Consider the following 13,664-nt stretch of genomic DNA (forward strand, 5'->3'; position numbering starts at 1 on the left):
CGATCAACGAGCCCGCTGCGGCCGCCGATGCGATGTCTTGGAAAGCTCGCGTGGAGTGCGGGCGCGAGGGCAGCAGTGACGGCGCTACGCTGTGTCGATTGACCAGTCGGGGGAGGCTCGTGGTTCAGCGTTCAGTTCAAGCTCGGAAGTCGGATTCACGATCGTCCCAACTGGCGGGGCTCGCGAAGATGAAAGTCGCCGACTCGGCACTGCTTGGATCGGTAGTGCTTCTTCCGTTTCAGCAGGCGGCCACGTTAAGCGTTGGATTTCCGTTGAAGTTGTCGGAGATCTTCGCCGTTCTCGGAATCGGCTTGCTTGCATTGGAGGGACGGTCGCGGCAACGTCGCAACCCCGCCGCCCCTCTGATGGTCGTCATCGGCCTTATCGTACTGTTGTCGCTGCTGCGGGCCGAGGTGTCGTCCTCGAACGACAGCGCTCAGGGCTACCCGCTTGGCTTGGCACTCGACGCGATCGTCTACTCGGCGTATGCCGTCCTTGCTCTGGTCCTGGCGTATTCACTCTCCACGTTCATCGACGTGAAGCGAGTGGTGCGTGCTTATCTCATCGCCGTGCGCTTGGGCGCCATTTATGCGGTACTTCAAGCGATGTTGTGGTTCGCGGGTTCAACGTTGCTTTCCACGTTCAACGGCACAACTCAGACCGGAACGCTTTATGGAGTGGCTCTTCCGCGTAATGGGCCGTTTCTCGAGGGAAACTACTTCGGATTCTTCGCGGCGGCTGGTATCTTCATCGCGATGTACGCGAAGGATAAGATCGGGTTGGTTCTCTCCATCGTACTCGTTCTGTACTCGCAGTCCTCGGGTGCGACGCTCGGTGCAGTGGTGGGGCTACTTGTACTCGTCGCGCTTCGCCCTCAGATCAAGACGACCTCGATCATCTCCTTCTTCGCTGTCGTCGCCGTCGTCGCGGCGACCGCAATTCCTGCTGTCGGTCTCTACGCGCAACGTCAACTGATCAAGGTCGGACTTTCGCAGAACACTCTGAACGAGTCACTCGGGTACTCGATTCGTTCCCGCTCCGCGAATGCGGATACGGGCTTTGCGATGGGAATAGGAAATCCGTTGCTAGGAGTGGGTCCTGGGCGGTACGGTGCGAATTACTTCGATTATCTCGACCGAACGGGTCTGCCCGCCGGGTTCGGTCAACGCGCGATTCGTCCGATCGCCAACAACGTATATGCGCACATCGCTTCCGAACTTGGCCTGATCGCTCTGGCTCTCTTCGGCGTCATGCTGGCTGTTCTTCTCGTGCGGGCTTTCCGTAGGAGTGGCCCGGTCTTTGGGCTCGTGACGTTCGTGGTGGTTTCGATGGTCGCGGCACCCGCCTGGACGGGTCTGCCAATTTGGATCGTTCTGGCAATAGCGATGGCCGTTGTCAGTGATGAGCGGAGTGCCGCGGCGGTCTCGCCCCGTGGTGTTCGGGTCAGGAATACGCCTGGGCAAGCTCTTTCGTCCGGACGCCTGCGCCCGATCCCGCCGGCTTAGCTGCCCGCTCGCTTCTCGCGCCGCGATTCCAGAACAAGCGATTTCGATGCTTGGTTCGCCTGATGCGTCGCGGCTCACGACCAGCAGTTTTTCCGGCGGCATGGGGTTCCTGCGGGAGTGTCCGCCGGACACCATCCATGACGAGGCGAGCCTACGAGGATCGCGTGAGTAGGCCTCCGCGCCCGTCAGGGGACAGGATCTGCGCTTCGGTGTCTACTTTGATGAAGGACTCCCTCCGCAAGGAGGCGTTCGAGAAACTTTTCGCAATCTGACCGGATCAATTGCGGGGGCATATCGTAGAGCGCCGCGACGGCTGCGACCAAATCTTCGAAGCTCGGGGCCGTCAGTGCTTCTCGCCATATTGAAAGAGCGGAGTCTGTGAACTCAGAGATTGCTTCTTCTTTCGCCACATCCAAGACCAGTACTCTATCCTCGACATCGACAAAAGCTATCGTTTCGCCCAACTCCAAGTAGGGCGCGGGTGGCACTTGCTCTGCACCGATCGCCTCTGACACGTCTTCTCGATTCTGGGGTGGTCCCCCGTCTGTGGGACATCGATGTCCACGATCCATCATGACGCAGGCGCCCTGAGGCCCGAGTTCAACGACTGTGTCATGCTTCCGGCTCCACGCCACCCGGACTGGGGCGGGACACTCCGCTGAGCGAATTGTCTGCCGCGGTCAGTTCCTGTAGGCGGTAGTGCGAGGTGACGCTACGCAGTCCCGGCGCCTCCGGCAAGCGACTGGCCGTGGGTTATTCTTGTCCCTTGGAAGCCCCATGAGGCGCCGGCCCCGGACGGGGTGCGGCGAGGTGAAAGCGGATCGTGGGATCGCGGAGTCGCGCCGGTTCGTCGGTCGCCTGTCCCGCCTCTGAACCGTGGCGGTGAAATCAGATGTTGGAGCTCACGTGACCGCTAGTCGTATGCGCCGTGGCGCGAGCCCGGTGATCGGCGGTGAGACGGTCGTGCACGTGGCGGAGAGCTTCGCGGGAGGGGTGTCCGCGGCAGTGCGGGACTATGTGGGCAGCACCCCGCAGTATCGCCACGAGCTGGTCTACGCTCCTCGGGACGACGCGCCTCTGAACATCGACGACCTCGAGGGGTTCGAGCGCGTCACTGAACTTCCGGGCGGCACGCTGGCGCGCGTGAAGACCGTGCGATCGGTCGTACGTCGCCATGAGTCGGTGGTTGTTCACGCCCATTCGAGCTTCGCCGGCGTCTATGCCCGTCTCGCAGTGCGCAAGGGTCGACCGGCCGCCATCGTCTACACGCCCCACTGCTACGGGTTCGAGCGCCGCGACGTATCGGCTGGTGCCCGCTCGATCTACCGGGTCATCGAGGGTGTCCTCGCGCTCAACACGTCGGGTTACGCCGCGTGCTCGCCGCGTGAGGCCAAGCTCTCCCACTGGCCGTTCGCCCGAGCGACGAGCAGTTTCGTGCCGAACGTGGCGCCGCTGAACCTGCCGGGTCCGATCGAGTCCGTCTCCGCTGACGGGGCGCTGCGCGTGGTGGGCGCCGGCCGACTCGCACCTCAGAAGGACCCGGATTTCTTCGTCGAATGCGTCGGCGCGCTGCGCGCGGCAGGTCTCGAGATCGACGCTGTGTGGATCGGCGGCGGCAATCCCGTCATCGAGGATCGTCTGCGGCGCGGCGGCGTCACTCCCACCGGCTGGCTCGCGCGGACCGCTGCACTGGAAGAGCTCCGAGCGGCGGACCTCTACATCCACTCGGCCGCCTGGGAGGGGTTCCCCATCGCCGTGCTCGAGGCAGCGGCGCTCGGAGTCCCCACCATTGCTCGACGCATCCCTGCCTTCGAGGGCGTGGACATGCCCGAGCTGTTCGACTCGCCCCAGGAGCTCGGTCGCTTGCGGCCGGTTCTCGAATCCGAGCGGGGACGGAGGCGGCTCCTCGAGGATCTGCGGATCGCTGTGGCCTCCTTCAGCCGACCTGAGCAGGCCCGTGTTCTGACCGAACTCTACGAACGAAGCTTCCAGCGCATGCGGGTCGCTTCCTGATGGGGAAGGCCCTCCACTGCCGATGACGAAGGTTCTTGTTTCGGGTCGTGTCCTCGACGCCCAGACCGGTGGCAACACCCGGTACGCGCGCACTGTCTACGCAGGGCTCGGCTCCTTCGGTGTGGAGCACAAGGTCGCCCGGGTGTCCGGACTGCGCGGTGCAGCCCGCTCGGCCGCTTACGGCGCGCTCGAAGGGTTCGTCTGGCCGATGGCACCGGGGCGGGACGTCGATGTAATCCACTTCCCCGCGGATACCGGAGCGCAGATCCCCTCCTCGCGACCGATCGTGTCGACCGTGCACGGACTCGCCACCCTGCACATCGACGGCGTCCGCAAGCCCAGTGCGGACCGGCTCTGGCTGCAGCGCGTGACGCGCTTGGTCGAGCTGAGTAAAACGGTGATCACCGTGTCGGAGTCGTCCGCCCGGGACATCGCCACCCTCGTACCAGCGGCAGCATCGAAGATCGTCCCGATCCTGCACGGCATCGACCACTCGGTCTTCAACACTGACGGGGCCGAGCACGATTCGGCGGTCCTCGCAGCGGAAGGCATCGATGGCGAGTACTTCCTCTACCTCGGCAACCTGGACCCGCGCAAGAACGTGATCGAACTAAGCCGTGCCGCCTCGGCCGTCTTCGATCAGACCGGCATCCCGCTTCTCATCGCCGGCGCTCCTGCCTGGGAGAGCGACGAGATCGTCCAGGCGGTGAAGGGCACGAGAGGTGTGCGCTATCTGGGGCGAGTGAGTGACCAACTCATGGTCCCGCTGATGCGGAGTGCTCTCGCGTTCTGCTTCCCCTCGCGCTACGAGGGATTCGGTCTGCCCGTCGTCGAGGCGATGGCGTGCGGTACTCCCGTCATCTGCAGCGACCGAGGCTCCCTCGGTGAAGTCGCGGGTGGCGCCGCGATGATCGTGACCGACCTGAGCGCGGCGTCGATCGAAGCCCGGATGTTGGAGATCGCTCGGGACTCCTCGTTGAGGATGGAGCTCCGCGGCCTCGGCCTCGCCAACGCTCAGCGCTTCCACTGGAGCGAGTCGATCGCGAAGCATGTCGAAGTCTTCGAGAGGGCCGCGCGGTGAGGATCGTTCTCGTTCATGCCTACAGTCGAACCAATTCAGGTGACGGTCTTCTCGTCGACGAGGCCGCAGAGCTGGCTCGCCAGGCCTTCCCGTCCGCTGATTTCTCCTTGATCGCACTCGATCCCGATTCGTTCTCGGAGGATGGATTCACGAGGGTCATCCATCCGCTGACCGGCACCGCGCAGAGTGCCGGCACCGTCCGGTCGCTGAGCGCCGGGGTTCGCCACCTGGTTCTGCAGTCCCGGCCGAGCGCCGTCCAGCAGCTGATCGATTCCGCTGACCTCGTCATCGCTGTGGGCGGCGGGTATCTCCGGGCGAAGCACACGGTCGAGGCAGTGAAGACACTGCTGGCGCACCGACTGCAGCTGCCCAGCCCTACCGACAAGACTCGCTACGTCTATCTGTCGCAGAGCATCGGCCCGTTCACCGCGGGCACCCGCGCCCTTTTCCTGAGTCGGCTCCGCCATGCGGCGAAGGTGGTCGTGCGTGACGACCGTTCGATGCAGCTTCTTCGCGGCCGTTCGAACGTGCTTCGTGCTCCCGACATGGCGCTTCTCGGTCTGCCGGATGAGTGGCGCGGCGATGCGATCGTGGACCCGCGCGGCGGTGGTCCGGTCGGATTGGTCGCCCGCGCGCTCAGCGGCTCCTCGGCTCGCCGCAAGCGATACCGCGACGCGATCAGCGAACTCCACGATTCCGGCATGGAGTACCTGGTCCAGGCGAACGCCCGCGGCAACAACGACACCGATTTCTACAGGTCACTGGGATTCACCGGCAGCGCGCGACTCTTGCGTGACAGCGTCCGCGCTGGTGCCTCTGAACGACCGAGCGTCGTAGTCTCGGTGCGTCTGCACGGATCCCTGCAGACGATTCGCTCCGGTGTTCCGAGTGTCCACCTGAGCTATGAGCGGAAGGGGTGGGGTGCCTACGACGATCTGGGAATCGCCCGGTACGTCCACAATGCGTTCGACTTCGATGCTCAGCTGGTGAAGGACCAGGTCGAGGAGTTGCGAGAGGATCCGAGCGGCTACTGGGGAGCGGTCTCCTCCTCCATCGGCTCGCTCCGCGCCCGTCGCGCTGACCTCGTCGCGCTACTTCGCTCCGCAGGCGAGACTGGAGACGCTCAGTGAGAATCGCCTTCGCGAGCCACACCGCCGAAGTCGGTGTCTTCAAGGTGGGCAGCCACCATCTGGCTCGGGAGTTCGCCAAGGCAGGTCATGAGGTTCTGCATGTCTCCTCTCCGACCAGCTTCCTTCACCTCGCCCGCTTACGTGATCGGACCGTTCGAGAGCGCCTGCGATTGGCTCTCACCTCACCTCGGCGCGACGAGTACGGTGTGACGCACGTCGAGCCGTTCGTCGTCGTCCCGCCGGGCAGGCTGTCACCCGCACTGCGCGATCTCGAGCTTCGGCATCCACTTCGCCCCTGGTCCAGGACCCTTCGCGAGTGGGGTCGGAAGCCGGTCGATGTCCTCTTCATCGACCAGCCGCTTCTGGGTACGGCGATGATCGACGTCCTCACACCGCGGAAGATCGTCTATCGGCCGACCGATGCCCACTACGACACCGTTCTCCGCCAAGCCGAGCTGTCCGTGCTCGAGGCGGCCGATGCCGTCGTGGCGACGTCCCGACCGGTGCTCGATGATGTCTTGTCGGAGTCGTCCCGCTCGCTCCCCGAACTCGTCATCGAGAACGGGGTCGAGTACGACCGATTCCACCAGTCCGACGCGAGAAACCGATCGCGCTCCGGAGTCGTCTACCTGGGTGCACTCGATCGCCGGTTCGACTGGGCGACACTCGCCGGACTGGCTGCTTCGAACCCGGAGACACCGTTCGAGATCGCCGGTCCCGTGGCCGTCCAGCCATCGATGCAGCTGCCGCCGAACGTCCGCCTTCGAGGCGGCATCCCCTATTCAGCCGCTCCCGATCTGCTGAGATCCTGCAGTGTCGGATTGCTCCCTCTCTCGGACGACCCCGGCAATCAGGGGCGAAGCCCGATGAAGTACTACGAGTACCTCGCCGCTGGGCTCTTCGTGGTGGCCAGCACCTCGCCCGCTCTCGCTACTCGCTCCGCGCCCGGAGTGTGGCTCTACTCGAGCCTGCCCGAGGCGAAGGCCGCTCTCCGCGCCGCGCTGGCGGAGGCCGGCCGATCGAACGAGGACGGCGCTGCCTACGCCGCTCAGTACAGCTGGGCGAGTCGAGCAGCTGCTCTCGCTCACTTCGTCGGAGGGCTCGAGTGATCGCGGTGCTCGACGGATGCAGAACCACCACCGATCCGGGAGGGAATCGATGAAGGCCGACGTCGCAGACGCCGAGTTCTCGCGTCGCCGCTCCCTGGGAAGCGCGGCTTGGGCGACCATCCAGCAGTTCGTGACTCTCGGATCGACTGCGCTCAGCGGGATCATCCTCGCGCGCTTGCTCTCCGTCTCGGACTTCGGCATCTTCAGCTACGCGACCAGCCTGGCTTCGATGGGCATGGTCGTCGTCACGGCGGGACTGTCCGGGCTGGCGTTGAAGCTGCTCGTGAGCGAGCGGTCGAACGAGCGTGCCCTGATGACGGGCCTGATCCTGACCCGGGAGTTCTTCGCCCTCATCGCCTACCTGGTGCTCCTGGCGGTCGCGCTGCTCTCGGGGAGCGGTGCCAACGTCGCAGCGACGGCGATAGCGCTCCTGGTCATGTTCGCCCGGGCTTTCGATGCGAGCGAGTACTGGTTCCAGTCACGTGCTGAGAGCAGCAGGACCGCTCCGATCCGCATCTCCGTCGTTCTTCTCTTCCTCGCGGTCCGCATCGCGCTCGCTCTGCTGGGTGCAGAACTGATCGTCTTCCTGTTGCTCTACGTCGCCGAATCGGTCGTCGTCTCGATCGGGCTGGTCGTGCGCTATCTCCGCGACCCGCGTTCTCCGGGATTCGGTCGGCCAGAGGCGGCGACGCCCAGGCGGATGCTGCACAGCTCGTGGCTGCTCCTCCTCTCCGGCATCGCCGGACAGATCAACTCCCGCGGTGACGTCATCATCGTGCAGGCACTTCTCGGCAACGCCGCTGTCGGCCTCTACTCGGCCGCCGCGCGTTTGTCGGAGCTGTTCTACTTCCTCCCCGTGGTGTTCATGACGGCGACGTTCCCGCGCCTCATCAACATCCGGAACAAGTTCGGGAAGGACTCCGCTCAGTACCGAGTCGAGCTTCAGCGCTCGTACGACCAATCGTGCTGGGTGGGGATCGGGATCGCTGTCCTGGTGTTCCTCGGTGGCCCCTGGGCCTTGGCCCTTCTCTACGGAGAGCGCTACGCGGACGCGGGAGCGATCCTGCAGGTGCACGTCCTCGCGCTCCCGTTCGTCTTCATGGCGGCCGTGTTCAGCAAGTGGATCATCGCGGAGAACCTGCTGATCGCGTCTCTGATCCGACACGCCTTCGGCGCGGCGCTCAATGTCGGACTGAACCTGTTCCTGGTCCCCTCGGTCGGCCTGATCGGTGCGGCCTACGCGACCGTCGTGTCCTACGTCGTCTCCTCCTACCTCGCGTGCTTCGCCACGCGTTCAACGCGTCCCGCAGGCATCCAGATGTCGCTCGCCCTCGTGTGGCCCATCCGTCTCGCCTTCGGCGTCATGAGGAATGCCCTCAAGAAAGGATCTGCTCATGAGTAGCCTCCGTTCCACTGCAGGAAGGGTCAAGCGAGGCCTGACCGTGCGTCTCCGCCAGGGAACTCCTCTCGAACGCGCCCTGTACTACACCTTCATCAGCGACGCCTTCAGTCGAGAGCGCAAGCTGGTCGCCAAGGGCCATCAGGAGTACTCGAAGCGCGTAGAAGGCGGTCGGCAGGAATTCCTCCTCCGTCGCAACATCCACATGCTCGAGAAGGGCCTCACGATGAGACCTCGTCGTGAGACCTATGGCATCGCCTACGTCGAGGAGACGGTCCGGCTCTTCCGCCAGATCCTGGCTGCGCCGACTCCGATCATCTCTGTGAACGTGGAGCACTGGGCGCGTGAGGTGCTCGACCGGTACTTCGACGCGACGGCGACGAGCGCTGCGCCGGAGATCCAGCGGGCGCGCGCATCGTACGAGTCGTTCCTCTGGGAAGCCGAAGGCAACAAGCTGAGCGGTCCCCACGCTCCCTTCGTCGACCAGGCTCCCGTCGACATCGACTCGATCACCGCGCTCGCCGTGCGGCGCAAGTCGGTGCGGTGGTTCAAGCCGGACAAGGTCGAGCGCGAGAAGGTGGACCGCGCGATGCTCGTTGCGGCGGAAGCGCCGTCGGCCTGCAACCGTCAGCCGTTCAGCTTCAGGATCTTCGACGATCCGGAGATGGTCGCCGCGGTGACGAAGATCCCGATGGGTACCGCCGGCTACGGCCACAACCTTCCGTCGGTCGCAGTGATCGTCGGCAACCAGTCCGCCTTCATCGACGAGCGCGACCGCCACCTCATCTACATCGACGGCTGCCTCGCTGCGATGTCGTTCATCCTCGGACTGGAGTCTCAGGGTGTCGCTTCCGTCTGCATCAACTGGCCCGACATCGCGGCGCGCGACAAGAAGATGAGCGACCTGCTGCATCTCGAGTCGTACGAACGTGTAGTGATGCTCGTCGGATACGGATATGCGGATGAGACCGGCGACACCCCGTTCTCCGCGAAGCGCGCGCTCAAGGACCTGAGGAGCTACAACCAGCTATGACCATCGATATCCGCGGAGTCAACACGCATAACAAGGGCGCGCAGCTCATGATGATCGCGATCGCCGAGCGGATCGGAGATCGCTTCGATCTATCGGTCTCGCCCAACGGCTCCGAGTACGACATCCGCGCGCGGCTGGGCATGAAGCAGACTCTGCTGCTCAATCAAGCCAGGGGAGCTGCGGCGCCGTTGAGCGACCTCGTGCCCCGAGGTGTCAAACGCGCCTTCGGCTTGGTCAGCGATTCGGATCTCACCGGCGTGCTCGATGCCGCGGGCTTCGCCTACAGCGACAGCTTCGGACCGCAGCGAGCTCGGCGGGAGTCAGCGCACGCTGCTCGGTGGAAGAAGCGAGGTGTGCCACTCGTCCTGCTTCCTCAGGCATTCGGCCCCTTCGACAAGCCGGAGCAGCGCGAGTGGTGCGGCAAGCTCCTCACCAACGCATCCCTCGTGTTCGCGCGGGACAGGGTGAGCCTCGACTACGTGAAGAAGCTCGGACTCCCGATCGACGTCAGGCTTTCCCCCGACTTCACTGTCGGCCTCGCTCCGCACGCTGTCGAGCGCCAGATCGAGGGAGAGTACGCGGCGATCGTTCCGAATCAGAAGATGGTCAGCCACACCGCCATCGACGAGCGGGCCTATGTCGAGATCCTCGTCGCTGCTGGCCGGGAGCTCCGAGCCAGGGGCTTGGAGCCGGTCGTCGTCATTCACGAGTTCAACGACATCCCGATCGGGAAGCGAGTGGCGGATGCGCTCGCCTGCCGCACGTTCTCGCATCCCGACCCCCTCGTGCTCAAGCGCGTTCTCGGTGACGCCTCGGCGGCTGTCGCCAGCCGCTTCCACGCGATCGTCGGCGCCCTCTCCCAGGGGACGCCCGTGCTCGCCTTCGGCTGGTCTCACAAGTACAAGGAGCTGCTCGCTGACTTCGGCGTCCCGCAGTGGCTCTTCGACGAGAAGTCGGACCCCGCGTCGAGCATCGACACCCTCTTCGCCGACGGATCGAGCCGCACTCTGGCCGACCACGGCACGGAGCTTCGAGGGAAGAACGATCACATGTGGGATGAAGTGGTCGGGCTTCTCGAGTCCGCCGACCGCTGACTCGGCGAGGATGCTGATGGTGAGTGCCCGGCGGACTTCCGGAGCGCGAGCAGGTCGCGGCTCACGCGCACGGTCCAGAGACTGCCACTTTTGCGAAAGCGAGCGACTGGTAGAGGTAGGCGAGCGCCCAATCGGTGATCGAACGGGGACCGTCGACCGCGCGAACGGCCGCGTGCACCGTCAGGCATCGGTCCGCGAGGAAGGTCGCGCGCGCCACGTGCGGGGTGGCTGTCAGCAGAATCACCTCGGTCCATCCGTGCCTCTGCGAGAGAGCATCGATCGCTTTCATCTCGCCAGCGGTCGAGAACGGCTTCGGTGCGAAGCAGTCGACCTCCACGGACGCCGGCCCGGTGCATTGCGGGGCCGCGAAGGATCCGTCCGGTCGGCGGGCGGACGATACGGCGACCGTCTGTGCTCCACTCTCTTTAGCGGTATTGATTCCTGCTGCGATCCTCTCGGCAGTGGCGGGTCCGAGCACGACGACCGCGCTCGGGTCTGCCGCGCTACGAGAGGTGTCGGGAAAGACGAAGAGCGGCGCGCCAACGGCACCGATCACCGCGATCGATGCGGTCACCGCGAGAAGCGCTCTCCGATGACGGAGGAAGCGCCTCTGCCATTGCTGCGTATCGGACATGGACGAAGCGGCGAAGACATTCTCCGTCGCAGCGAGGCAGGCTCCCACGACGCTTCCCGACACCGTGGCAGCGACGACCATGAGCAGTTCGTCGGTGCTCGAGTCCGCAGCACGCCATCCGGCGAGGGCGAGTGCGATGGCAGAGACCGCGGGGATCATCGCAGCTCTCCATGGGCGCGCGCTGGCCAAGGCGCCGGAGAACCACCCGCATGCCGCGACGAACCAGAAGACCACCAGCGCGGCGATTACTTCCGGGGTGAGGAGGTCGGCGAAGGGGTGCGGGAGCTGGCGAGCGACAGCAGTGACGATCCGAAAGGTGCGCTCCGAATCCGAGGGATTCGCGACCAGGTAGAGAAGCACCAGCGACACGGAATGGCCGACCAGGAGACCGGCGATCTCGCGACGAGAAGTGAGCACCGCTCCATCCTGCCTCACCGCTCGGGACCGCCGTCTCATCTCGGCGCACCAGAGGGGCGCTTGAGCCAGCCCTACAATGAAATGGGCTCCGGCCGCAGGGATGAGCGATGCTGCTCCGTCCGCCGCTCGGCTGGGAGTCGAGCAGTACAGGAGAGTGAGAAATGACCCCCTCCTCTTCTCTTGCCGGCGGGATAGCAGTGCCTCTCGTCTACGCCTACGTCGATCATCTTGCGAAGACCGCCGGTGCGCGTGTTCTTGCGATCAAGGGCTCGGTCGCCATCGCACACGGCTACCGGGACGCCAGCAGCTTCTCGAGTGACGCCGATGTGATCGTCGAGCCCGGCCGGTTCGGCGATCTCATCGCGCTTCTCGAAGCGCGCGGCTGGAAGAGACGTCGGGAGGCTCGGGCGCCGCGGTACTTCGGAACGCATTCGGCGTCGCTCTACCGGGAGGACTGGCCGTGCGACATCGATGTCCATTTTCGATATCCGGGGTTCTTCGCTGACGCGGGCGAGGCGTTCGACGTCATGTGGGCGCGACGAGTCTCGATCTCGGTCGCTCACCGCTCGATCAGCGCGGTGGATCCGGTCGTGGGCGGTATCGTTCTCGCCGTCCACGCGCTTCGAGATCCCGAGCGCTCCCGCAGCAGAAGTGATCTGGACTCCGTCGCGAGAAAGTTCAGTGAGTCGCGATCGGACTCGTTCGATGAGGAGCTCGTCCTCCTCGCGGAGCGACTCCGAGCCCGATTCGTCCTCGGGCCGCTCTTCGAGCAGATCGGGCTGGACGCTGGACCCTCAGATCTGACGGAGTCGGAGATGGAATCCTGGCGGTTCGTCGTGGCAGGAGTCGGGTCGACAGCCTTCCACTGGTGGGTCGCTTTCCGTCGAGCGAGTCTCGCGCAGCGCTTTCGCCTGGTTCCGGACCTTCTCGCGGCCGTGGCGGTAGCATCGCTTCCGCGAAGCCGAACGGCACCGGACGGTTCGATGGTTCCTCCGCCCTGGCGTCGTCTTCGCCAGTTGCGTCGGGAGATCCGAGAGGGCCGGTCTCACCTCGATCGCTGAGCGCGGCCGGCTCCTTCACGCGTGCTGCGGAAGGGTGTTGCCGCGGATCAGCTCGCAGCCGCCGAGTACTTCGCCTCGGTCGCCGCCTTCTGCGGACGCCACCAGTCCTCGTTCTCGCGGTACCACTGCACCGTCGCGGCGAGGCCCGACTCGAAGTCCGTGTAGCGCGGCTCCCAGCCCAGCTCCGTGCGCAGGCGCGTGGAGTCGATCGCGTAGCGGAGGTCGTGGCCGGGCCGGTCGGTGACGTGGTCGAAGGCGTCGGCGCCCTGGCCGAACTCCTCCAGGATCAGGGTCACGACCTCCAGATTGTTCTTCTCGCCGTCCGCGCCGATCAGGTACGTCTCGCCGATGGCACCGCGCTCGATGATCGCCCACACGCCGCTGTTGTGGTCGTCGACGTGGATCCAGTCGCGGACGTTCTCGCCGGCGCCGTAGAGCTTGGGCCGAACGCCGTCGATCACGTTCGTGATCTGCCGGGGGATGAACTTCTCGACGTGCTGGTACGGCCCGTAGTTGTTCGAGCAGTTCGAGATAGTCGCCTTCACGCCGAAGGAGCGGACCCACGCGCGCACGAGCAGGTCGCTGCCGGCCTTCGTCGAGGAGTACGGGCTGGAGGGGTTGTACGGCGTCTGCTCCGTGAACTTCGCCGGGTCGTCGAGCTCGAGGTCGCCGTAGACCTCGTCGGTCGAGATGTGGTGGTAGCGGACGTCGTGCTTCCGCACGGCCTGCAGCAGGGTGAAGGTGCCGATGATGTTGGTCTCGAGGAACGGCGTCGGATCGTTCAGCGAGTTGTCGTTGTGCGACTCCGCGGCGAAGTGCACGACCATGTCGGTGTCGGCGACCAGCCGGTCGACCAGCTCGGCGTCGGCGATGTCGCCCTCGACGAACGTGATCCGGTCGGCGACCGGGGCGAGGGAGGCGCGGTTGCCCGCATAGGTGAGCTTGTCCAGCACGGTGATCCGCGCGTCGGGTCGCTCGCGGAGGGTCAGGTGGACGAAGTTGCTGCCGATGAAGCCGGCTCCGCCGGTGACGAGGATTCGCACGAGTGCTCCTGCTGTGAGTGGGAGGGACGGGGGCCGGGGCTTCCAGCAGGGACGTTACCGCACCACGAGCGGACGCCCGGACGGCACCGCGGCGCCCACCGGCCGGGAGAGGTCCACCTGGCGCGGGCGACGTCCCGCGCACGCG

General features: G+C 65.2%; 12 protein-coding genes. 9 read left to right on the plus strand and 3 right to left on the minus strand.

Features of this window, described 5'->3' with window-relative positions; genetic code table 11:
* The first annotated feature begins 188 nt into the window (after positions 1-188).
* Positions 189-1,505: an O-antigen ligase gene (locus EDF45_RS06300; protein WP_185020094.1), complete on the plus strand. Its 1,317-nt coding sequence runs from the start codon at positions 189-191 to the stop codon at positions 1,503-1,505.
* A gap of 185 nt (positions 1,506-1,690) precedes the next feature.
* On the opposite strand, the gene EDF45_RS21945 is transcribed toward EDF45_RS06300, so the two are convergent.
* On the minus strand, positions 1,691-2,080 hold the full coding sequence (locus EDF45_RS21945; RefSeq protein ID WP_148060228.1) for a PqqD family protein: 390 nt from the start codon (positions 2,078-2,080) through the stop codon (positions 1,691-1,693).
* A 394-nt stretch (positions 2,081-2,474) separates the two neighbouring features.
* Here EDF45_RS21945 and EDF45_RS06310 point away from each other — a divergent pair, with 394 nt between their 5' ends.
* The 7 genes from EDF45_RS06310 (at position 2,475) to EDF45_RS06345 (ending at position 10,364) form a co-directional block, all read left to right on the plus strand.
* Positions 2,475-3,518: a glycosyltransferase gene (locus EDF45_RS06310; protein ID WP_185020096.1), complete on the plus strand. Its 1,044-nt coding sequence runs from the start codon at positions 2,475-2,477 to the stop codon at positions 3,516-3,518.
* 142 nt (positions 3,519-3,660) lie between these two features.
* Entirely contained in the window at positions 3,661-4,599 is a 939-nt protein-coding gene (locus EDF45_RS06315) for a glycosyltransferase family 1 protein (RefSeq protein ID WP_185020097.1), read from the plus strand.
* Positions 4,596-5,729: a polysaccharide pyruvyl transferase family protein gene (locus EDF45_RS06320; RefSeq protein ID WP_185020098.1), complete on the plus strand. Its 1,134-nt coding sequence runs from the start codon at positions 4,596-4,598 to the stop codon at positions 5,727-5,729. The genes EDF45_RS06315 and EDF45_RS06320 overlap by 4 nt, the downstream gene beginning before the upstream one ends.
* Positions 5,726-6,838 carry a glycosyltransferase gene (locus EDF45_RS06325; RefSeq protein WP_148060230.1) on the plus strand — a complete coding sequence of 371 codons (1,113 nt, stop codon included), beginning with the start codon at positions 5,726-5,728 and terminating at the stop codon, positions 6,836-6,838. The genes EDF45_RS06320 and EDF45_RS06325 overlap by 4 nt, the downstream gene beginning before the upstream one ends.
* A 49-nt stretch (positions 6,839-6,887) precedes the next feature.
* The gene (locus tag EDF45_RS06330; protein ID WP_185020099.1) at positions 6,888-8,240 is read left to right on the plus strand and encodes a flippase; all 1,353 of its coding nucleotides are present in this window, start codon (positions 6,888-6,890) and stop codon (positions 8,238-8,240) included.
* Positions 8,233-9,270, plus strand: coding sequence for a nitroreductase family protein (locus EDF45_RS20995; RefSeq protein ID WP_185020100.1), 1,038 nt, complete (start codon positions 8,233-8,235; stop codon positions 9,268-9,270). The genes EDF45_RS06330 and EDF45_RS20995 overlap by 8 nt, the downstream gene beginning before the upstream one ends.
* Positions 9,267-10,364, plus strand: coding sequence for a polysaccharide pyruvyl transferase family protein (locus EDF45_RS06345; RefSeq protein ID WP_123735348.1), 1,098 nt, complete (start codon positions 9,267-9,269; stop codon positions 10,362-10,364). Before EDF45_RS20995 ends, EDF45_RS06345 begins: the two co-directional genes overlap by 4 nt.
* Before the next feature lie 61 nt (positions 10,365-10,425).
* Here the strand turns inward: EDF45_RS06345 and EDF45_RS06350 are convergent, their stop codons facing one another.
* The gene (locus EDF45_RS06350) at positions 10,426-11,415 is read right to left on the minus strand and encodes a hypothetical protein (RefSeq protein WP_123735349.1); all 990 of its coding nucleotides are present in this window, start codon (positions 11,413-11,415) and stop codon (positions 10,426-10,428) included.
* A gap of 161 nt (positions 11,416-11,576) precedes the next feature.
* Between EDF45_RS06350 and EDF45_RS06355 the strand changes: the two genes are divergently transcribed.
* The gene (locus EDF45_RS06355; RefSeq protein WP_123735350.1) at positions 11,577-12,476 is read left to right on the plus strand and encodes a nucleotidyltransferase family protein; all 900 of its coding nucleotides are present in this window, start codon (positions 11,577-11,579) and stop codon (positions 12,474-12,476) included.
* Positions 12,477-12,523: 47 nt separating this feature from the next.
* Here EDF45_RS06355 and rfbB read toward each other — a convergent pair whose 3' ends face one another.
* A complete protein-coding gene (rfbB, locus tag EDF45_RS06360; protein WP_123735351.1) occupies positions 12,524-13,519 on the minus strand; it encodes a dTDP-glucose 4,6-dehydratase in 996 nt (331 codons plus the stop codon).
* Between the last annotated feature and the right edge of the window lie 145 nt (positions 13,520-13,664).

The sequence above is a fragment of the Rathayibacter sp. PhB186 genome (genome assembly GCF_003751825.1).
GTDB classification, from domain to species: domain Bacteria; phylum Actinomycetota; class Actinomycetes; order Actinomycetales; family Microbacteriaceae; genus Rathayibacter; species Rathayibacter festucae.

Excerpts from the sequence above, each read along its gene's own strand:
- EDF45_RS06300 (WP_185020094.1), top strand. The coding sequence starts at position 189 with ATGAAAGTCGCCGACTCGGCACTGCTTGGATCGGTAGTGCTTCTTCCG.
- EDF45_RS21945 (WP_148060228.1), bottom strand. The coding sequence starts at position 2,080 with ATGATGGATCGTGGACATCGATGTCCCACAGACGGGGGACCACCCCAG.
- EDF45_RS06330 (WP_185020099.1), top strand. The coding sequence starts at position 6,888 with ATGAAGGCCGACGTCGCAGACGCCGAGTTCTCGCGTCGCCGCTCCCTG.
- EDF45_RS20995 (WP_185020100.1), top strand. The coding sequence starts at position 8,233 with ATGAGTAGCCTCCGTTCCACTGCAGGAAGGGTCAAGCGAGGCCTGACC.
- EDF45_RS06345 (WP_123735348.1), top strand. The coding sequence starts at position 9,267 with ATGACCATCGATATCCGCGGAGTCAACACGCATAACAAGGGCGCGCAG.
- EDF45_RS06355 (WP_123735350.1), top strand. The coding sequence starts at position 11,577 with ATGACCCCCTCCTCTTCTCTTGCCGGCGGGATAGCAGTGCCTCTCGTC.